This is a genomic window from Streptomyces sp. NPDC005808, assembly GCF_042871385.1.
Lineage (GTDB): Bacteria > Actinomycetota > Actinomycetes > Streptomycetales > Streptomycetaceae > Streptomyces.
In genome coordinates this window covers 89,231-109,592 of the sequence record NZ_JBIAIK010000007.1, presented here as the reverse complement: position 1 = coordinate 109,592, position 20,362 = coordinate 89,231, and the positions used below count along the sequence as shown (strand labels likewise).

At 69.4% G+C, this 20,362-nt stretch carries 18 protein-coding genes and 1 pseudogene; 11 read left to right on the top strand and 8 right to left on the bottom strand.

Translation table 11 applies throughout. The annotated features are described in order from the left end of the window. Positions 1 to 26 precede the first annotated feature (26 nt). A complete protein-coding gene (locus ACFYPC_RS17505; RefSeq protein WP_388676550.1) occupies positions 27 to 302 on the bottom strand; it encodes an alcohol dehydrogenase catalytic domain-containing protein in 276 nt (91 codons plus the stop codon). Between the two features lie 231 nt (positions 303 to 533). Between ACFYPC_RS17505 and ACFYPC_RS17500 the strand changes: the two genes are divergently transcribed. The 4 genes from ACFYPC_RS17500 (at position 534) to ACFYPC_RS17485 (ending at position 4,674) form a co-directional block, all read left to right on the top strand. Continuing rightward, positions 534 to 1,118: a TIGR03086 family metal-binding protein gene (locus tag ACFYPC_RS17500; protein ID WP_388676547.1), complete on the top strand. Its 585-nt coding sequence runs from the start codon at positions 534 to 536 to the stop codon at positions 1,116 to 1,118. A 55-nt stretch (positions 1,119 to 1,173) separates the two neighbouring features. Then, a complete protein-coding gene (locus ACFYPC_RS17495; RefSeq protein WP_388676545.1) occupies positions 1,174 to 1,926 on the top strand; it encodes an MBL fold metallo-hydrolase in 753 nt (250 codons plus the stop codon). Between the two features lie 120 nt (positions 1,927 to 2,046). Then, positions 2,047 to 2,841: an HAD family acid phosphatase gene (locus ACFYPC_RS17490; protein WP_388676542.1), complete on the top strand. Its 795-nt coding sequence runs from the start codon at positions 2,047 to 2,049 to the stop codon at positions 2,839 to 2,841. A gap of 381 nt (positions 2,842 to 3,222) precedes the next feature. Beyond that, entirely contained in the window at positions 3,223 to 4,674 is a 1,452-nt protein-coding gene (locus ACFYPC_RS17485; protein ID WP_388676531.1) for an NCS2 family permease, read from the top strand. Positions 4,675 to 4,823: 149 nt separating this feature from the next. Here ACFYPC_RS17485 and ACFYPC_RS17480 read toward each other — a convergent pair whose 3' ends face one another. Beyond that, the gene (locus tag ACFYPC_RS17480; protein WP_388676528.1) at positions 4,824 to 6,275 is read right to left on the bottom strand and encodes a peptidoglycan D,D-transpeptidase FtsI family protein; all 1,452 of its coding nucleotides are present in this window, start codon (positions 6,273 to 6,275) and stop codon (positions 4,824 to 4,826) included. A gap of 131 nt (positions 6,276 to 6,406) precedes the next feature. Further along, complete coding sequence (locus ACFYPC_RS17475; protein WP_365428249.1) at positions 6,407 to 7,180, bottom strand: IclR family transcriptional regulator; 774 nt, start codon at positions 7,178 to 7,180, stop codon at positions 6,407 to 6,409. Between the two features lie 132 nt (positions 7,181 to 7,312). Between ACFYPC_RS17475 and ACFYPC_RS17470 the strand changes: the two genes are divergently transcribed. The 5 genes from ACFYPC_RS17470 (at position 7,313) to ACFYPC_RS17450 (ending at position 12,171) form a co-directional block, all read left to right on the top strand. Next, positions 7,313 to 8,842, top strand: coding sequence for an aldehyde dehydrogenase (NADP(+)) (locus ACFYPC_RS17470; RefSeq protein ID WP_388676524.1), 1,530 nt, complete (start codon positions 7,313 to 7,315; stop codon positions 8,840 to 8,842). Between the two features lie 47 nt (positions 8,843 to 8,889). Continuing rightward, entirely contained in the window at positions 8,890 to 9,498 is a 609-nt protein-coding gene (locus tag ACFYPC_RS17465) for a DUF1349 domain-containing protein (protein ID WP_388676521.1), read from the top strand. 228 nt (positions 9,499 to 9,726) lie between these two features. After that, on the top strand, positions 9,727 to 10,230 hold the full coding sequence (locus ACFYPC_RS17460; RefSeq protein ID WP_388676517.1) for a GNAT family N-acetyltransferase: 504 nt from the start codon (positions 9,727 to 9,729) through the stop codon (positions 10,228 to 10,230). Between the two features lie 75 nt (positions 10,231 to 10,305). Further along, positions 10,306 to 11,025: a DsbA family oxidoreductase gene (locus ACFYPC_RS17455; RefSeq protein WP_388676514.1), complete on the top strand. Its 720-nt coding sequence runs from the start codon at positions 10,306 to 10,308 to the stop codon at positions 11,023 to 11,025. Positions 11,026 to 11,121: 96 nt separating this feature from the next. After that, positions 11,122 to 12,171: an aminotransferase class V-fold PLP-dependent enzyme gene (locus tag ACFYPC_RS17450; RefSeq protein ID WP_388676511.1), complete on the top strand. Its 1,050-nt coding sequence runs from the start codon at positions 11,122 to 11,124 to the stop codon at positions 12,169 to 12,171. Positions 12,172 to 12,253: 82 nt separating this feature from the next. Here the strand turns inward: ACFYPC_RS17450 and thpD are convergent, their stop codons facing one another. The 4 genes from thpD to ectA all read right to left on the bottom strand — a co-directional run bounded on the left by thpD (position 12,254) and on the right by ectA (position 15,518). Beyond that, positions 12,254 to 13,141 (bottom strand): ectoine hydroxylase, encoded by an 888-nt coding sequence (thpD, locus tag ACFYPC_RS17445; protein ID WP_388676508.1) that lies wholly within the window; start codon positions 13,139 to 13,141, stop codon positions 12,254 to 12,256. A 5-nt stretch (positions 13,142 to 13,146) separates the two neighbouring features. After that, a complete protein-coding gene (locus ACFYPC_RS17440) occupies positions 13,147 to 13,551 on the bottom strand; it encodes an ectoine synthase (protein ID WP_388676505.1) in 405 nt (134 codons plus the stop codon). 80 nt (positions 13,552 to 13,631) lie between these two features. Next, complete coding sequence (gene ectB / locus ACFYPC_RS17435; protein WP_388676502.1) at positions 13,632 to 14,903, bottom strand: diaminobutyrate--2-oxoglutarate transaminase; 1,272 nt, start codon at positions 14,901 to 14,903, stop codon at positions 13,632 to 13,634. Between the two features lie 63 nt (positions 14,904 to 14,966). Continuing rightward, the gene (gene ectA / locus ACFYPC_RS17430) at positions 14,967 to 15,518 is read right to left on the bottom strand and encodes a diaminobutyrate acetyltransferase (RefSeq protein WP_388676498.1); all 552 of its coding nucleotides are present in this window, start codon (positions 15,516 to 15,518) and stop codon (positions 14,967 to 14,969) included. An 851-nt stretch (positions 15,519 to 16,369) separates the two neighbouring features. Here ectA and ACFYPC_RS17425 point away from each other — a divergent pair. Continuing rightward, positions 16,370 to 18,973, top strand: a complete 2,604-nt coding sequence (locus ACFYPC_RS17425; protein WP_388677280.1) for a YfhO family protein — start codon at positions 16,370 to 16,372, stop codon at positions 18,971 to 18,973. Positions 18,974 to 18,984: 11 nt separating this feature from the next. After that, positions 18,985 to 19,218: pseudogene (locus tag ACFYPC_RS17420) on the top strand (hypothetical protein); the annotation flags it as partial. On the opposite strand, the gene ACFYPC_RS17415 reads toward ACFYPC_RS17420, so the two are convergent. Beyond that, positions 19,130 to 20,230, bottom strand: a complete 1,101-nt coding sequence (locus ACFYPC_RS17415; RefSeq protein WP_388677277.1) for a pyridoxal-phosphate-dependent aminotransferase family protein — start codon at positions 20,228 to 20,230, stop codon at positions 19,130 to 19,132. The pseudogene ACFYPC_RS17420 and the gene ACFYPC_RS17415 overlap by 89 nt on opposite strands. Positions 20,231 to 20,362: the final 132 nt, after the last annotated feature.

Below are 20,362 nucleotides of genomic sequence, written 5' to 3'. Positions count from 1 at the left end.
GCTGCCCGGAGCACCACCAACAGCACCTATTCACCAAGGCGCCGTACACCACGGCCGGTTGGACGGCGAAGGAACCGACGCCGCCCGAGGCACCGATGACGAGGACCTGGCTTGAACTCGGTGACCTTCGCGCCGACCGCCTCGACCCGGCCGGCGCCGTCCCAGCCGCGGACGGGGTTCTTGGGCTTACGGAGTCCGAGGGCGACGCGGGCCATCAACGGCCTGCCCGTCATCAGGTGCCACACGCTCGGGTCGACCCCGGCGGGACGCACCTCGACAAGCACCTCGTCGTCGCGGGGCACGGGCCGCTCGGTGTCGCGCGCCTCCAGCAGGTCTTCGGTTCCTTAGGCGTCCTGGACGATCGCTCTCACGGTCGCTCTCCTTCTCGCGGACCTCTGGCATCGAGCATCCCGGCGGCTCGAACGTGTGACCAGCCTCCGGAGGACGGTCATGAATGCGAGACCGATGAGTTTCCGTACGTTCGTCGGTCTACCCCAGGAGTGAGGACGCGGACGGACTCTGAGGAGAAGCGGATGACTGGCGGGATTCTTGACCTCGGGCCGCAGGCCCGGATCGTCGCGCACCTCGCGGCGGGGGTGACCGAGGAGCAACTGGCGGACGGGACCCCCTGTCCCGACCACGCCGTGCGCAACATGCTGGGGCACCTGTCCGGGCTCGCCGCTGCCTTCCGGGACGCCGCGCGCAAGGACCTGGGGGCCACCACGGACACCGACCCGAGCGCGGCCGTGCCGGATGTCGAGCCCGGCTGGCGCGAGGCGCTGCCCAAGGTCCTGGACGAACTCGCCGAGGCCTGGCGCGACCCGGCTGCCTGGACCGGTGAGACCCGGGCCGGTGGCGTGTCCCTGCCGGGCGCGGTCGGGGGTGCCGTCGCCACTAACGAACTCGTCGTGCACGGCTGGGATCTGGCCCGCGCCACCGGCCAGGCGTACGAGCCCGACCCCGCCGCCCTGCGGGTGTCGTACGAACTCCTCCTCGCATCGGCCGAGGACCCGGCCCGGGGCGGCATCTTCGGGCCCGTGGTGCCGGTGCCCGACGACGCGCCGCTGCTCGACCGGGCGATCGGGCTCAGCGGGCGGGATCCGGGCTGGAAGCCGTAGCGGACCAACAAGGAGGCGCCTGAAAGACGGCGGTGCGGTTTCGTACGCTCGCCGCATGTCCCTTACTCTCACCGTCCTCGGCACGGCCTCTCCGCACCCCGGCCCCGGCCTACCCTGTTCCGGCTACCTGCTGCGCGGCGGGGACGCCGAGGTCTGGGTCGATGCCGGGCCCGGCACCTTCGCCGAGTTGCAGAGGCATACGGACCCGGCGCGGCTGTCGGCGATCTGGATCTCGCATCTGCACGCCGACCACTGCGCCGACCTGCTCGCCGCCTTCTACGGGCTCGCGTACGGCGGACTGACCCCCGCCGCGCCCCTTCCCGTGTACGCGCCGCGTGATCTCGGTCAGCGGCTCGCCGGGTTCTTCGGGCAGGGCGATCCCGGGTTCCTGAGCGGGATCTTCGACTTCCGGACCCTGCACGACGGTCATGAGGCGCGGGTGGGAGAGCTACGGCTCCACAGTCGTGCCGTCGTGCACGACACGGAGGCGTACGGGCTGCGGGCCGAATGCGGGGGGAGCGTGCTGGCGTACTCGGGGGACAGTGGGCCCTGCGCTCAGCTCGCCGAACTCGCCCAGGGGGCGGACCTGTTCCTCTGTGAGGCCGACATCGACCGGCATCGCGAAGGCGAACGCGTCCATCTGACTCCGGAGGACGCGGGAGCGGTCGCGCGTGTGGCGGGAGTGCGGGAGCTGCTCGTCACCCACGTCGGGCCCACGCTCACGCCACAGGACGCGACGGCCCGCGCGGCCAGTGCCTTCGGTGGCCGTACCGTCCGGGCCCGCCCAGGCGAGGTCAAGGTCGTCTGAGCGTCCAGGGCGACTGAAACCGGCCAGAGGGTGCACGTGGCTTAAAGGTTGTCTATGGACTTCGTAAGCATCGGGCAACGAGCCTCGCCTTCAGACGGGTTACGCGCGTAGAAACCTGTCATGCATAAGCCATTGCGTATAGCGGCCGTCGCCGCCACCTGTGCCGTCGCCGGTGCCGCCCTGTACGGCACGGGTGTCGCCACCGCCGACCAGTCGACGGCGAACAGCACCGAGGAGCCCCACAACATCGGCTTGTTGGTGGGGGAGATCGACACTTACTACGGCACCACCCTCGACAGCAACGGTGTGTACCAGGCGTCCACGACCAGTCCCTACGCCAAGGACCTGGCGGACATCGAGTCCGACGCGAAGAAGTACATCAAGAAGGTCGCCGACCGGGCCGGACACAAGGGTCAGAAGCCCGCGGTCGTCTTCGACATCGACGACACGCTGCTGCTCTCCCTCGACTACGAGAAGAAGACCAACTACACGTACAACTCCGCCACTTGGGCGGAGTACGTGGCCAAAGCCGACCGTCCGGCCGTCTTCGGCACCCCGGAACTCGTCGCGTACGCCAAGTCCAAGGGAATTGAGGTCTTCTACAACTCGGGCCTGAAGGAGTCGCAGCGCGCCGCCGCGGTCGCGAACCTGAAGAAGGTCGGTGTCGACATCAACCTCGACGCCGACCACATGTTCCTCAAGGACGCGGCCAACCCGCCGTCCTACCTGAGCGCCTGCGCCACCACCGCCGCCTGGACCTGCACGACCGTGCAGTACAAGTCCGGCACGCGCAAGCACATCGAGTCCCTCGGATACGACGTCGTCGCCAACTTCGGCGACCAGTACTCCGACCTCGAAGGGGGCTACGCCGACAAGACGTACAAGCTCCCCAACCCGACGTACTACGTGAGCTAGTGCCACGAGGGTGAGCCCCCGCCGATCGTCATCGGCGGGGGCTCTTCTGACTGGCCGAGGGGGGCTCAGGCCAGCAGATCAATGTGGTCACTGGTTGAGACGTCCGGAAGGAACATCTGGTTGTGTCCTGCGAGTCGCCTTCGTAGGGGTTCCTCCCCTCGAAGTCGCCTGCGTATACGGCCACTTGGGTCACCCGCGCCGAAGTGGTGTGTCCGTGCGGAGAGATGCCTGAGCGTATCGGCTACTCGTACAGAGTATCGAACGATGTGTGGCAGGCCGAACTTGATTCCGTAACACGGGGAAAACCTGAAAGCGGTTCAACACGGGAACAATCCAGCCATCATCCGCACACCCAGCACGCAGGCAACGAGGAGTCCCGCCATGTCCGATCAGCAGAAGGTGGCCGACCGGCCAAGTGCCTCGCCGCCCCCGGCGAACAGCGTCGACCAGTTCTTCAAGATCTCCGCCAGAGGCTCCACCTTCGGCCGGGAGATACGCGGCGGCTTCGCCACGTTCTTCACGATGGCCTACATCCTTGTCCTGAACCCCATCATCCTGGGCAGCGCCAAGGACAAGTTCGGCCACCAGCTCGACGCCGTCCAACTGACCACCGCCACAGCCCTGGTGGCCGCGGTCATGACGATCATCATGGGCGTCGGCGGCAACCTTCCGCTCGCACTCGCCGCGGGCCTCGGCCTCAACGCCGTCGTCGCCTTCCAGATCGCCCCGCTGATGAGCTGGGACGACGCGATGGGCCTGATCGTCCTGGAAGGCCTGCTGATCTGCGTTCTGGTGGTGACAGGGCTGCGGGAAGCCGTCATGCAGGCGATTCCACAGCCACTGAAGCAGGCGATCAGCGTGGGCATCGGCCTGTTCATCGCCTTCATCGGCTTCATCGACGCCGGATTCGCCACCCGCATCCCCGACATCGCCCAGACCACCGTGCCGGTGCAGCTCGGCGCCACGGGTGCGCTCGCCGGCTGGCCCGTTCTCGTCTTCTGTCTCGGCGTGCTGCTGACCATCGGACTGCTCGCGCGCAGGGTCAAGGGCGCGATCCTGATCAGCATCGTGACCATGACGATCGTGGCGATCATCATCAACTCCGTCGCGGACATCAAGAGCTGGGGTCTGACCACCCCGAAGGTCCCCGACGACATCGTGGCCTCACCGGACTTCGGACTGCTCGGTCACTTCAGCCTGTTCGGCGCCTTCGGCGAGACCGGCGCGATCACCGTCGTGCTGCTGATCTTCACGCTCGTCCTGTCCGACTTCTTCGACACCATGGGCACGGTCGTCGGCATCAGCGCCGAGGCGGGACTGCTCGACGAGGAGGGCAAGGTGCCCAATCTCGGCCGGGTGCTGCTCATCGACGGGGCGGCCGCGGTCGCCGGCGGCGCGGCCTCGGCGTCGTCCGCGACCTCGTACATCGAGTCGGCGGCGGGGGTCGGCGAGGGCTCCCGTACCGGCTTCTCGAACCTGATCACCGGCGGGCTCTTCGCGTTCGCGCTCTTCCTGACCCCGCTGCTCACGATCGTGCCGCTGCAGGCCGCGGCGCCCGCGCTCGTCGCGGTCGGGTTCCTGATGATGACCCAGGTCAAGCACATCGACTGGGACAAGTACGAGATCGCGATCCCCGCGTTCCTGACCATCGCCGTGATGCCGTTCACGTACTCGATCACCAACGGCATCGGTGCGGGGTTCCTGGCGTACGTCCTGATCAAGGCGGTTCTCGGCAAGGCGAAGGAAGTGCACTGGCTGCTGTGGGGCGCGTCCGCGCTGTTCCTGGTGTACTTCGCGATCGACCCGATCGAGCAGTTGTTCGGCGTGAAGTGACGCACATGTTCTGCGTCAAGCGACGCGCGCGTTCGGCGTGAGGTGACGCCCGTGGTTGGTGTGAAGTGACGCGCATGTGCTGCGTGAAGTAAGGCGAAGGGCCGTCCTCCAGGGGTGCGAGGGCGGCCCTTGAGTCGTGTCGGCGGTGCTCAGTCCTTCAGCGCCGCCTGCATCATCGCCTTCGCCACCGGCGCCGCAAGGCCGTTACCGCTGACCTCCGAGCGGGCCGCGTCCGACTGCTCGACCAGGACCGCGACGGCGACCTCCTTGTCGCTGGAGTCGGACTTCGCGTACGAGGTGAACCAGGCGTACGGCGTCTGGCTGTTGTTCTCGCCGTGCTGGGCCGTGCCGGTCTTGCCGCCCACCGTCGCGCCGGAGATCTGCGCGTTCGTGCCCGTGCCGTCCTCGACGACCGTCTGCATTGCGGACTGGAGCTGTTGGGCCGTGGAGGAGCTGACGACCTCCTTGGTGTCCGTGCTGTCGTCGTAGTTCTTCAGCACATTGCCGTCGGAGTCACTGGTCTGCGCCACCATGTGCGGCGAGACCAGCTTTCCGTCATTGGCAATGGCGGCCGACACCATGGCCATCTGGAGGGGCGTCGCGGTCACATCGAACTGGCCGATACCCGTGAGCGCGGTCGACGACTCGTCCATGTCGGAGGGATACACGCTGGTGTACGCCCGCACCGGCACATCCTGCGACTTGTCGTTGAAGCCGAACTTCTCGGCCTGCGCCTTGAGCTTGTCCTGCCCCAGGTCGACGGCCATCTTCGCGAAGACGTTGTTGCAGGAGTACTGCAGCGCCACCCGGATCGAGGCGTTCTCGCAGGGCGCAGACGTGTTCTCGTTCTCCAGGTCCGTGGTCGTGTTCGGCAGCCGGTACGGGTTCGGGCTGTCCGTCTTCGCGTCCACGTCCGGGTACAGCCCGTCCTCCAGTGCGGCCGCCGCGACGACCAGCTTGAACGTCGAGCCCGGCGGCAGCGGCTGGCGCAGCGCCCGGTTCGTCATCGGCTTGTCGGGGTCCTTGGTCAGGCTCGTCCAGGCGTCCGAGTCGCCCGCGCTGATCCGCGACGGGTCGTACGACGGAGTGGAGACCACCGCGAGGATCTTGCCGGTCGCCGGATCGATCGCGACGGCGGCGCCCTTCTTGTCCCCGAGCGCTTCGTACGCCGCCTTCTGCACATCCGGGTCGATCGTCGTGATCACGTCACCCGGGTCGGCGCGCTTGTCGGTGATCGTGTCCAGCGGGGTCTTCAGCTGGATGTCCGTACCGTCGAGCAGGTCCTGGTAGATGCCCTCCAGCTGCGTCGCCCCGTACACCTGCGAGCTGTAGCCGGTGACCGCCGCGTACAGACTGCCGTCCGTGTACGTGCGCTTGTACTTGAGGTCGCTGCCCTTCGTCTCCGCGGAACCGGTGATCGCGTCTCCGGCCACGATGATGTTCCCGAGCGGGTTCGCGTACTGCTCTATCGCGTTCCGCCGGTTGTCCTTGTCGTCCGCGAGCGCCTGTCCTTCGTAGAACTGCACCCAGGTCGCCCTCACCAGCAGAGCGAGCACGAGCAGCAGGGTGAAGACGGCGGTGCGCCTGATCGTCTTGTTCATCCCGCTCAGAAAGACGAGCGGGCGGGAGCGAATCGTTCCCTTCCGCCCGCATTTCTCATGGACCGTTCATGAAGTCACAGGGCCATCTGAAGTCGCGTAGGCCTTTCATGAAGCCCCGGCGGGTCTCCAGGTCACAGCCTGCGCGTCGCCAGCGTCAGGCGGTCGCGGGCGTCGAACAGCGCGTCCTTCACCAGCTGCTCGTGCGCGGGGGTCAGGCGCGCCACCGGTACCGAGCAGCTGATCGCGTCGCGGGCGGGCGTCCGGTACGGGATGGCCACGCCGAAGCAGCGCAGGCCCAGCGTGTTCTCCTCGCGGTCCACGGCGAAGCCCTGCTCCCGGACCTGGTGCAGCTCCTCGATGAGCTTCTCCCGGTCGGTGATCGTGTGCTCGGTGAGCGCCGGGAGCGTCTCGGGCAGCAGCTTGCGGACCTGCTCATCGGTGTGGGTGGCGAGCAGCGCCTTGCCGAGCGAGGTCGAGTGCGCGGGGAGGCGGCGGCCGACCCGGGTGAAGGGGCGCAGGTAGTGCTGCGACTGGCGGGTGGCCAGGTAGACGACGTTCGTGCCGTCCAGGCGGGCCAGGTGGATGGTCTCCGTCGTGTCGTCGGAGAGACGGTCCAGCGTGGGGCGGGCCGCGGCGACCACCTCGTCGCCGTCGATGTACGACGTGCCGACGAGCAGGGCTCGTACGCCGATGCCGTACCGCGTGCCCGTCGCGTCCGTCTCGACCCAGCCGAGCTCGACCAGCGTGCGCAGCAGCATGTACAGGCTGGACTTCGGATAACCGACGGCCTCCTGCACGGAAGCGAGCGAGTGCATACCGGGCCGGCCGGCGAAGTACTCGAGCAATTCCACGGTCCGCACCGCGGACTTCACCTGCGCCCCGCCGCCTGTCTCGACTGCCGACATCGCCCTTGACCCCTTCGTTCGACGGGAAATAGTCTCCAACAGCATATTCACCATCAGAGACAGTGTTCAGCATATCGAACGCCCCTGGTGAGTGACACAGAACTGCGGCATCACATCTTGGAGGGACCCGCGGTGGCAGCAGCACCAGTCTGGAGTGTCGACCCCCGAACCGGGAAGCAGCGGGAACAGGTCGCTGTGGAGGCCACGGCCCAGGAGGTGGACGAAGCCGTCCGCGCCGCGCACGCGACGCGAACGGCCCTCGCGGACCGGACGGTGCGCGCGGCCTTCCTGCGCACCGCCGCCGACCTGCTCGAAGGCTCCAAGGAACACCTCGTCGAGGCCGCGGACGCGGAGAGCGCGCTCGGCCCCGTCCGGCTCACCGGCGAACTCGCCCGGACCTGCTACCAGTTGCGGGCCTTCGCCGGAATCGTCGACGAGGGCGCCTTCCTCGACGTCGTGATCAATCACCCCGACGACACCGCGACCCCGCCGGTCCCCGACCTGCGCCGCTACAAGGTGCCGCTGGGTGTCGTCGCCGTCTACTCCGCCTCGAACTTCCCCTTCGCCTTCTCGGTCGCCGGCGGCGACACCGCGAGCGCGCTGGCGGCGGGCTGCCCGGTCGTGGTCAAGGCCCACCCGGACCATCCGGGGCTGTCCGAGCTGGTCGCGGCCGTCCTGCGCCGCGCCGCCGCCGCGCACGACATCCCCGCGGGAGTCCTGGGTCTGGTCCACGGTTTCGAAGCGGGCGTCGAGCTGGTCAGGCACCCGCTGGTCTCGGCGGCCGGTTTCACCGGCTCGGTCCGCGGTGGCCGTGCCCTCTTCGACGCGGCGGCCGCACGCCCCGTGCCGATCCCCTTCCACGGCGAGCTGGGGTCCCTGAACCCCGTCGTCGTCACCGAGGCCGCGGCGGCCGAGCGCGCGGAGGCGATCGGCGCCGGGCTCGCGGGCTCGATGACGCTGGGCGTCGGCCAGTTCTGCGTCAAGCCGGGCCTGGTCCTCGCCCCGGCCGGCGCGGCGGGCGACCGCTTCGTCAAGTCGCTCACAGACGCGGTCAGCGACACCGACGCGGGCGTCCTGCTCGACCACCGCATGCGCGACAACTTCATCGCCGGGGTCGCCGAGCGCGCCGAACTCCCCGACGTGGAGGCCCCGGTGACCCCGGGCGCGGGCAGCGAGCACACGGTGAGCCCCGGCTTCCTGACCGTGCCCGCAGGCAAGCTCACCAGCGAGGGCGAGCACGACCTTCTCCTGGAGGAGTGCTTCGGCCCGCTCACCGTGATCGCCCGCTACGAGGACGACGCCGAGGCCAGCGCGGTCCTCGCCCGACTCCCCGGCAACCTCACCGCCACCGTGCAGCTCTCCACCGAGGAGGCGGCGGGCGAGGGGCGCGGCGCCGAGATCCTCGCCGAGCTGACCCCGCTCGCGGGCCGCGTCCTGGTCAACGGCTGGCCGACCGGCGTCGCGGTCGCCCCGGCCCAGCACCACGGCGGCCCTTACCCCGCGACGACCTCCACCTCGACCTCTGTCGGTGGCACGGCCATTGAGCGCTGGCTGCGGCCGGTGGCGTACCAGAACACGCCTGAGGCGTTGCTGCCGCCCGAGCTCCGGGACGCCAACCCGCTGGGACTGCCGCGCCGTTACGACGGCCGGCTGGAACGCTGAGCGGAGCCGGCCGGGACATGCCAGGGGCGACCTGGAAGACTCGGCGGATGGACGTCGATCTTCCCGAACTCCCGTTCCGGCTGCGCACCTACGGGCCTGACGGTCACTGGTCCTACGAGGACGGGGTGCTCGCCGGCTGGGCGGGCGCCCGGCAGGACCGCTTCGTGCCGCCCACCGGCGAGGGCCTTGACGCCGCCTCCGACGCGCCCCGACTGCTCGGTGAGCCGGAGGGCGACTTCCAGCTGATAGCCAGGGTCACCGTCGGGTTCGCCGGCTCCTTCGACGCGGGTGTGCTCTATGTCCACGTGGGGGAGCGCGCCTGGGCGAAGCTCTGCCTGGAGTACTCCCCGGACGTTCCCACCGTCTGCACGGTGGTCACCCGGGGCCACTCCGACGACGCCAACTCCTTCACCGTCGACGGCAGTTCCGTCTGGCTCCGGGTCAGCCGCACCGGCCGCGCCTTCGCCTTCCACGCCTCCCGCGACGGCGTCCGCTGGACCTTCGTCCGCCTCTTCACCCTCGGCGACGAGAAGGAGACCGCGGCGGCGCTGGTCGGCTTCATGACGCAGTCCCCCTTGGGGGAGGGGTGTGTGGTGACGTACGACGGGATCGAGTTCCGGCCCAGCTGGCCGCGGGACTTGAGGGACGGAAGCTGATCTCGCCCCTCCGCCCCTACCCGTCCCGTACCTGGGGGCTGCTGCCCCCAGACCCCCGCTGTCGCGCTGAACGCGCTCGTCCTCAAACGCCGGACGGGCCGGGGGTTTGGGGGCGGAGCCCCCAAGGGACGGGAATGGGTAGGGGCGGAGGGGGCGAAGAAACCCTTCACAACCGGCAGCCGGAAACCGGAGGGGAACCGCACCGGCCCTCGCCCCGTCCTCCCCTGCATGATCAGAACCCACCGCACCGTCGGCTCCCTGCTGGTCAGGACCGCGCTGCCGAGCGAGGCCGCCGCCATCGCAGAGCTGCACGGCCGGGCGCGCGCGACCTACTACCCGGACGGCCTGCCGGAGGACGGCTTCGACTGGCCCGGCCGCTGGCGGAGCGCCATCGAGCGCCCGGACGCGCACGTCCTGTGCGCGGTCCGCGACGGGCGTCTCGTGGGCATCGCCTCCTTCCGCACCGCAGATGAGGCTCCCGCCGACACCGTGACCCTCTTCCAGTTCCACGTCGACCCCGGCAACTGGCGGACGGGTATCGGCGCGGACCTGCACGCGGCCTGCCTGGAACAGTGGCGGGCCGACGGGAAGCGGACCGCCACCCTCGATGTGCACGTCGACAACGAGCGGGCGCAGGCCTTCTACGCAGGCCAGGGCTGGACCCGGGACCGGGAGCCCGTGGCGGACGAGCACCATGTGACCCTCAGCTTCACGGTGGGCGCAGGGGAATGAGCGGGGCCGCTTGAACGTTCACGTACCAAGCGGGGGGCGCCTCCGTACCCGTACGACCTGGAAAGAGCCGAAGACATGCGCGTCGAGATCTGGAGCGACATCGCCTGCCCCTGGTGCTACGTGGGCAAGGCCCGCTTCGAGAAGGCGCTCGACGCCTTCCCGCACCGCGACGAGGTCGAGGTGGTGCACCGTTCCTTCGAGCTCGACCCGAACCGTGCCAAGGGTGACATCCAGCCCGTCCTGAAGATGCTCACCAAGAAGTACGGCATGAGCGAGGCACAGGCGCGGGCCGGTGAGGAGAACCTGGGCACCCAGGCCGCCGCCGAGGGCCTTGAGTACCGCACCCGGGACCGCGACCACGGCAACACCTTCGACATGCACCGCCTGCTCCACTTCGCCAAGGCGCAGGGCAGGCAGGACGAGCTGATCGGCGCCCTCTACCGCGCGAACTTCGCCGAGGAGCGCTCCGTCTTCGGGGACGACGAGCGGCTCGTGGAGCTTGCCGTCGCCGCAGGGCTCGACGCAGACGCGGCCCGCAAGGTGGTCGCCGACCCCACGGCATACGCCGACGACGTCCGCGCCGACGAACGCGAGGCCGCCGAGCTGGGCGCGAACGGCGTCCCGTTCTTCGTCCTCGACCGCAAGTACGGTGTCTCCGGCGCCCAGCCCGCCGAGGTCTTCGCCAAGGCACTGACCCAGGCGTGGGGCGAGCGCCCGCCGCTGAAGCTGATCCAGCAGGCTTCCGACGGGTCAGAGGTCTGCGGGCCGGACGGGTGCGCCGTACCGCAGAACTGAAAAGCCCAGGTCAGAGGGCATGTATAAGCGCCCCTTGGCCGATCTGAGCAGAAAAAGGCAATGGACGGGGAGTCCATGGGGCCGCAGAGTGGTCCCATGGAGACCTTCGAGACCCTCGTACGAGCCGAGTTCGCCCCGAAGAACACCTACCTGAACACCGCGAGCACCGGGCTGCTCCCGGCCCGCGCGGTGGACGCCATGCGGGTCGGCGTCGAATCCGTGGCGGCCGGGCAGTCGCAGGACATGTTCGCGGACGTGGAGGCGGCCAGGTCCGCTTTCGCCCGGCTGGTCGGCGTCCCGGACCGCAGAGTCGCGGCCGGGGCCTCGGTCGCCGTCTACACCGGGCTGATCGCCGCCTCGCTCCCCGAGGGCGCCGAAGTCCTCACCGCCGAGGCCGACTTCGCCTCCGTCGTGAACCCCTTCCACATGCGCCGCGACCTCAAGGTGCGCGCGGTGCCGCTGGAGCGGATCGCCGAGTCGGTACGCCCCGACACGGCGCTCGTCGCGGTCAGCGCCGCACAGTCCGCCGACGGCCGGCTCGCCGACCTGCCGGCGATCCGCGCGGCCGCGCGCGAACACGGCGCGCGTACGTACGTGGACGCGTCCCAGGCCATGGGCTGGCTGCCGGTCGAGGCGGACGCGTACGACTTTGTCTCCTCCGTCGCCTTCAAGTGGCTCGTGTGCCCGCGAGGTGTGGCCTTCCTGGTCGTTCCGGAGGACCTCGGCGGGCTCGTTCCGGTCTTCGCGGGCTGGGTCGCGGGCGAGCATCCCTGGGACAGCTGCTACGGCCCGGTCCAGGAACTCGCCCACTCCGCACGGCGGTTCGACGAGAGCCCCAGCCTCTTCTCCTACGCGGGCGCCCGGCACTCACTGGAGCTGATCGAGGAGCTGGGCGTCGACACCGTACGTGCGCATGATCTCGGCCTCGCCGACCGTTTCCGCGCGGGCCTGCACGGACTGGGCCACGAACCGGTACCCGCCCCAGGCTCGGCCATCGTCTCCGTACCCGGACTCGGCCACCGGCAGCCCGAGTTGAGCCGCGCCGGAGTCGAAGTCTCCGACCGGGCGGGTAACTTGAGGGCCGCCTTCCATCTGTACAACACCCCGGCCGACGTCGACCGACTGCTGGACGTCCTCTCCGGCTGAGTCCCGGCCCACAGGCTGCGGGCCCCGGGAACGCTCCGCGCGGCAGGGCACTGGGGCCCACGTCACCCAACGCGCCGACTGCTCACCTCACCGGTGTGAAGTCCCGCGCGCCGATGAACTCGGGCCGCCGCACCGGCGCCGCGAACGGCTCCACCGCAGCGTTCTCCACGCTGTTGAAGACGATGAAGACGTTGCTGCGCGGGAACGGGGTGATGTTGTCGCCCGAGCCGTGCATGCAGTTGCAGTCGAACCAGGTCGCCGAACCGGCCTTGCCCGTGAAGAGCTTGATGCCGTGCCGGGTGGCGAAGCGGGTGAGTGCCTCGTCGGAGGGGGTGCCGGCGTCCTGCATCTGGAGGGACTTCTTGTAGTTGTCCGTCGGCGTGGCCCCCGCGCACCCGAGGAACGTCTTGTGCGACCCCGGCATGATCATGAGGCCGCCGTTGGTGTCGTAGTTCTCGGTCAGCGCGATCGAGACGGACACGGTCCGCATATTGGGCAGGCCGTCCTCGGCGTGCCAGGTCTCGAAGTCCGAGTGCCAGTAGAAGCCGCTCGCGCCGAAGCCGGGCTTGACGTTGATCCGCGACTGGTGGACGTACACGTCGGAGCCGAGGATCTGCCTGGCCCGGCCGACGACCCGCTCGTCGCGTACGAGACGGGCGAAGACCTCGCTGATCCGGTGCACCTCGAAGACGGACCGGATCTCCTGCGACTTCGGCTCGACGATGGACCGCTCGTCGGCACGGATCGCGGGATCGGTGACGATCCGCTCCAACTCCTGGCGGTAGACGGCGACTTCGTCGTCGCCGATGAGTTCCTCCACGGGGAGGAAGCCGTCGCGCTCGTAGGCCTGGAGTTCGGACACCGCGATCGGCCCCGGTGTGCCGGGGGTGCCCCAGACGACCGGGTCCCGGCGGGGCACGGACATCTCGGTGGCGGTGCGGCTCGGATAGAGATCGGTGAGCGTGGTCATGGGGTTCAGACCTCCTCGGACTCGGTCAGCAGGGGGTAGACGCCGTTCTCGTCGTGGTCCTCCCGTCCGGTGACGGGCGGGTTGAAGACGCAGACGCACCGGAAGTCGGTCTTGGGCCGCATGGTGTGGCGCTCATGGCCGTTCAGGAGGTACATCGTGCCGGGCGCTATCCAGTGCGTCTCGCCGGTCTCGTCGTCGGTGAGTTCGGCCTCGCCCTCGACGCAGAGCACGGCCTCGATGTGGTTCGCGTACCACATCGACGTCTCGGTACCCGCGTACAGCGTCGTCTCGTGCAGGGAGAAGCCGACCTTCTCCCTGGCGAGCACGATGCGCTTGCTCTCCCAGGTACCGGATGCCGCCCTCACATGCCGGTCGGTGCCTTCGATGTCCTTGAACGAACGGACTATCACGGTGGTGCGCTCCCTCTCTCGTGCTCTGTCGTGCTCTCTTGTGCTCTGCTGTCGTTCTTTTGTCGTTCGCTTGGTGTCTCTCAGACGGTTTCCCGTACGGCGCGGGCGAGGGTGCGCAGCCCCTCCTCCAGCTCGTCCGGCGTGATTGTCAGCGCCGGAAGCAGCTTGACGACTTCACTCTCCGGTCCCGAGGTCTCGATGAGCAGGCCGAGTTCGAAGGCGCGTTGCGCGATGCGTCCGGCACGCTTCTTGTCCTTGAACTCGATTCCCCAGACGAGGCCACGGCCCCGGTACTCCTTGATGTCGGCGAGGTTCTCCTCGGTGATGGAGATCAGGGCCTGCTCGACCTGCTCGCCGCGGGTGCGGGTCTGCTTTTCCATGGCGGACCCGTCGGCCCAGTACGTCTCCAGCGCGGCGGCGGCCGTGACGAACGCCGGGTTGTTGCCGCGGAAGGTGCCGTTGTGCTCGCCCGGCTCCCAGATGTCCAGCTCGGGCTTGAACAGGCAGAGCGACATGGGCAGTCCGTAGCCGGAGATGGACTTGGACACGGTGACGATGTCGGGGACGATCCCCGCCTCCTCGAAGGAGAAGAAGGCCCCTGTACGGCCGCAGCCCATCTGGATGTCGTCGACGATCAGCAGCATGTCCTGCCGCTCGCACAGCTCGGCCAGCGCCCGCAGCCATTCCGGGCGCGCGGCATTGATGCCGCCCTCGCCCTGCACGGTCTCGACGATCACGGCGGCGGGTTTGTTGAGCCCGGAGCCGTGGTCCTCCAGGAGCCGCTCGAACCACAGGAAGTCGGGGACCTGGCCCTCGAAGTAGTTGTCGAACGGCATCGGGGTGCCGTGCACCAGCGGGATGCCGGCGCCGGCTCGCTTGAACGCGTTGCCTGTCACGGCGAGTGAGCCCAGTGACATTCCGTGGAAGGCGTTGGTGAAGGACACGATGGCCTCGCGCCCCTTCACCTTCCGGGCCAGCTTCAGCGCGGACTCGACGGCGTTGGTGCCCGTCGGACCCGGGAACATCACCTTGTACGGCAGATCGCGCGGCCGCAGCACCACCTTCTGGAAGGACTCCAGGAACGCGCGTTTGGCGGTCGTCGACATGTCGAGACCGTGGGTGACACCGTCCCGTTCCAGATAGTCGATCAACGCCCGTTTGAGTACGGGGTTGTTGTGGCCGTAGTTGAGTGACCCGGCGCCGGCGAAGAAGTCCAGGTACTCACGGCCGTCCTCGTCGTACATGCGGCTGCCCTGCGCACGGTCGAAGACGGTGGGCCAGCCGCGGCAGTAGCTCCGCACCTCCGACTCCAGGGTCTCGAAAACGCTCAGGTCGGGCTGGGTGATGGTCACAGTGAATCTCCTCCTGGGAGACGGAAGGCAGGGGAATCGCACAGGCAGGGGAAGCTGTGCGATTCAGAACGACAGGGGCCCGATGCGGTACAGCACCTCGGGGTCGTGCGGACCGTCCGGGAACTGCCCTGCCTGGAACAGCACTTCACGTTCGACGACCGCGCCGTGGCGACGCGCGTACGAGGTGAACAGCCGCTCGGAGGCGGTGTTGCCCGGCGTGATGGTGGTCTCGACGGTGGTCATCCGCTGGTCCTGGGCGACCCGTGCGGTCAGCCCGTCGAGCAGCGCCGCGGCGAGACCCCGCCCGCGGTAGGCGTCATCGACGGCCACCTGCCACACGAGCAGCGTGTCCGGTCGGTCGGGCCTGACATACCCCGTGACGAAACCGACGGGCGCGCCCTGTGCGTCCCGTGCCACCGCCGACGTACCGGCGAAGTCACGGCACCACAGCAGATAGCTGTACGAGGAGTTGAGGTCGAGGTTTCCGGAGTCCTTGGCGATACGCCAGAGCGCGGCCCCGTCGGCCACCTCCGGGTGGTCGATCCGAAGGCTCTCCGGCATTTCCAGGAATTCCGCTTGCGGGTCTGCTTGCGGGTCTGCGTGTGCGGCGGTCATGCGCAGTGAATTTACCGATGGAAATTCCAGATTGCACGGTCGGGTGGGGTTACATGTGAGGCACCCACGTGTTATCACGCGGGCGCGGACAGCCCCAGGATGGCTTCTTTTTGGTAGTATTTGCCCGGAAAATTATCCAGAAAACGGACTGCTTGTGGAGTGCGTCACAGCTACGTAATCGCCATGAGATGTGCTCGAATTGCAAGGTCGACGTTCGCGAAATCTTAGCGTTTACGCACGAAAAAATCGGGCAGAAGAGTATGGGAAGCTGCGCCGAATCCAAATCCGAATTCGCTTCCGAATATGCTTCCTGGAGAGCCTCGGGATAAGCCCCGAGTATCCGGCTCCGGTAGCCCGTCGGCGCCCCCACCCGCCGCGCCGGAGGGGTGACCGGAGCGGGCGGGCATCCAGGGCTGCCACCCGCGGCTGATCGGGTTCACCTCCTCGCTACCTTGCATGCGTTTACTTTCTCTGTAGTCCTATCTGTAGTCCTAGTTGACCCGGGGGGGAGCACTCCCCCCGGACCAGGGGCCATGTGCCCACAGTTCTCTGGGGGCTGTGAGGATGGTTTGTTCGGTCATGCGCACCGACGGGTTACTGCGTGGTCGAGGCATTGCTCACGGGACCGCGGTGCGTCGATCGGCCGGGGCGAGGGTGTGAAGCACGAGACCCGCCCCGAGCCGCCGGCCGGAACCGGCCACGGCGCCGACCGGTCGCCCGCTCCCGCGCCGCGCCCGCCGGCCGAGTCGCTGTCCGGCCGGGGCCACGGCGGGTGGACGTGGCTCCGGCCGCCGGGCCCGCCTGGCCCGAGGCCGACCGCCGCCCTGCTCGCGGCCGTCATCACCGTCACTGTGTTCTGCGCCGGCGACGTCGTCGCCGGCAGCTACCCGTTCGGCCCCCGGACCCGGAGCGTCAACGACCTCGGAAACCAGTACGTCCCGTTCCACGCGCACCTGTGGGACTTACTGCACGGCAGAGCCGACGGCGGGCTGCTCATCAACTGGCAGTCCGGCTTCGGCTCCAGCTTCCTCCCCGACCTCGGTACGTACCTCAGCAGCCCGTTCGCCCTGCTCGTGGCGGTTTTCCCACGGGACGAGATCGACCTCGCGGTGTACGTGATCACGCTGCTCAAGATGGCGTCGGCCGGGGCCGCCATGGCCTGGCTGCTGCTCAGGATGCGCCCCGGCCGCTGGTGGGCGGCGGGACTGCTGGGCGCGTCCTACGCCCTGTGCGGCTGGACCCTGACGAGTGCCGCGTACAACACGATGTGGCTCGACGGCCTTGTCGCCCTGCCGCTGCTGTGCCTGGTCGGCGAGTGGACGCTGAACGGGCGGCGCCCGTTCCTCGTTGTGCTGATCGTGGCGGTCGCCTGGCTCGCCAACTTCTACACGGCGTACATGGCCACGCTGGCCGCCGCTCTCGTGTTCCTGCTCCGGCTGTGGCTCGCGGGCCTCCCACGCCGGCAGTCGCTCGCGGTGGTGGGCAGGGCCTGCCTGATCGTCGGGCTCGGCATCGGCCTGGCCGCGCCGCTGGTGACAGTGGTGTACTTCGGCACCACGCACGCATACCCGGGCGGGTTCGGACAGTTCGAGCCGACGACGACGCAGGACCTGCTGGCCCATCTGCTGCCGACGACTTACGGCTTCGGTTCGCCGGCGCTGTACGTGGGCACCACGGCGCTGCTGCTCGCGCTCGCTCTGCCCTTCCATCGGGCGGTACCCCGACGGGTGCGCGCCGGGTGGACCCTGCTGGTGGTCATGGTGGCACTGTCGCTGCAGTGGGGTCCGACACACCTGCTCTGGCATGCCTTCGCCACCCCGCAGGGAAGTCCCTACCGGCAGGCCTTCGTCCTTTGCGCGCTGCTCGTGATCGCCGCCTGGCATGCGCTCTCCTACGGCGTGCCCGGCCGGCGCGCGCTGTGCGCGGCGGGTGTTCTGCTCGCGCTCATCACCGCCGTCGCGAGCGCGAGCAAGCTGACGGACCCGCCCTACGTACTGCCCCTGGCCGCACTCGCCGCCGTGGGCGCGCTGGGCGGACTGGCCCTGCTGGCCCTCCAGGACCAAGGCCGCGGTCTCCAGGACCAAGGCCGTCGTCTCCAGGATCGAGGCCGCGGCGGCCGACGCCGGGCCGTACTGTCCGGGCTGGCCGTGACGATCCTCATCGGTACGCAGATCGGCGAGACCGCCGCCACCGCCGCCGTGACCACCCGGCTGCGGTTCACGAAGCTGGACAACTACGAGCCCTGGGGGGCGCGCCAGGAGCAGCAGGCGGCGACGGTCGCAGAGGCCGACGGCTGGCCCCGATACCGCACCGACCCGGGGCGCGAGCAGACCGTCGGGAACGACCCGATGCTGGTGGGCGGCCAGGGTGCCCAGTACTACAGCAGCTTCACCGCGGACGTCCTCAGCCGCACGCTCACCGCCCTCGGGGACGGCTGGACGTCGCGGGGCCGCAACGTGCAGAGTCTGGACAACGCCGTCACGGACGTGATCTTCTCCGTCGGCGCGCGGGTGCACTCCCCGCCGGACCCGCATCAGAAGTGGTTCCCGGACGACGGCAGCCAGGTGAGCGTGACCCGCCGGGACGTACCACCGCTGGTGACGGTACGGCCTTCCGGTTCCGGCGCGCAGGCACGTACGGGCGTCGCCGAGTTCGGACCGTCGCCGTATCGGAATCAGGAACTGCTGCTGGGCACCCGTGTCTACACCGTGCCCCGCTTCGCTGTGCGGGACAGCGCCGGGAAGGCACCGGAGCGCAGTCACGACGACCGGCCCGGCCTGCTCATCCGTGCTCCTCGCGCCGCCGCCGCCCCGAATGCGGCGATCACGGCCGACTGCCGGGCCGGCAGCGAGGTGTACCTGTGGGCGCCGCACTTCGCGGGCACCGCGCGGCTCGCCGGTGAGAGCGCCCAGGGCCCGACCGGTCGGTTCAGGGCCGACCACCCCGTCACCAAGATCTCGTCGATGCAGCCGCTCGGCACGGTTCCGGCATCGGGACAGGTCCGGATCGAGCTGTCCTCCGACCGAACGGGTGTCATCCCCGACGGCGCGGTCGGCTGCCTGGACACCGCCCGGCTGCGGACCGCGGTCGACCAGCTGAAGGCCACCGGCGCCACCGAGGTGACCGTGTCCGACGGCACCGTCCGGGCCCAACTCCCGGCGGGCAGTACGGGAACCGCCGTCCTCGCGGCCCCCCGGATCGCCGGGTGGCGCTGTGCGTCGGGTGACGGTCCCGCCGTACCCGCAGGGGAGTACTACGGGCTGATCGCCGTACCCCTCGACGGTTCCGCGACCAGCGTCACCTGCACGTTCCACCCGCCCGGCCTGCGACTGGGCACGGCTGTCGGGGCAGCGTCACTGCTGGCCGTGATTCTGCTCGCTTCCCTCACCACCATCCGCCGACGGCGTGCCACGGGCCGCCTCGCAGCGCCGACGCCCGCACGCCGGACATCTTGATCGTCGCACCCTTCGTGGTCACGACGGCAGGTGTGTACGTGGTCGTCGGCGTCTTCCATCTCGGGGACCGGCTCGCTCCGCTGCTCGCCTCCGTGGTGGCGATTCCGGTGACCTTCGTGGTCTCCCGCATGATCATGCTCCCGCAGGGCGCATCCGCTACTGCCACGCCTCCGTCACCGCACGCCGAGCCCCCTCCGTGTCCCCCGGCAGTCCCTGCTCCGCCAGTGCGGCCCCCAGGGCGGTGAGGCAGGAGCGGACCACCTGCTCACTCGCGTCCGCCCCGTAGTGGTTCACCCGGATCATCTCTGCGGCGAGTGCGCCCCCGCCCGCGGCCAGCGGCAGCGCCGGATCCGCGGCCAGCGCCCTGGCGACCAGCCCGGACGCGTCGACCCCCGGCGGCGTCCGAAGCGTCGTGGCGACGGGCGCCGCGTCCGCGGCCTCGTACACATACGGCTCGATCCCCCCGCCCAGCGCGAGGGCTCCGGCCCGAGTGGCCGCCGCGGCCGCCGCGTGCCGAGCCATCACGGCGTCGAGCCCCTCGCCCTCGATCCGCTCGACACAAGCCTCGAGCGCCAGCATCTCGAGCTGTGCGGGCGCGTGCAGCAGCGCCTTGCGGCCCCCGTCGATCCACCGCTCCTTCCAGTCGAGGAGTGAGAGATACGACCGGCGCGGCGCCCGGGGATTCGCCGTCATCCGCGCCCACGCCCGCTCGCTCACCGACACTGCTGACACCCCGGCGGGCCCGCCCATCGCCTTCTGCGCCCCGATCACGCAAAGGTCGACACCCCACGCGTCCGGCAGCACGGGCTCGGCGCCGATCGAGGCGACGGCGTCGAGGTAGAAGAGGGCGCCGTGTTCCCGTACGACCTCGCCGATCTCCGCGACGGGGTTCGTGTTCCCCGTCGCCGCCTCCGCGTGCACCAGCGACACGAAGTCGATCGACGGATGCCCGGCGAACGCCTCCCGCACCTGCGCGGCGGTGACCGCCGTATGGAACGGCACCGCCAGGTCGATGACCGTCGCCCCGCAGTCCCGCAGCCAGTCACCGAAGGTCTGCCCGTACGGACCGGTGATCACATTGAGCGCGGTCGTGCCGGGCCCCGCCGTCCCGCGGATGGCGCCCTCCAGGGGAAGCAGCGCCTCGCCCTGCATGATCACGACATCCTGCTCGGTGGAGAGCAGCCGTGCCACACGGTCCTCGATCGCCGCGAAGTGCGCCGCGCCGAGCGGGGCCAGGTCCAGGAAGGGGTGTGTCACGGCGGTGCTCTCTTCGCTCACAGGGTCTAACGAGGCGCGCGGGGGGCAATGAATCGGATGGGTCAGAGCGTAACCGGCGCTGTTGCTCAGCCCTGGACCGGCGACTTCTGAGGCCGGACAGCTCAGTGACCA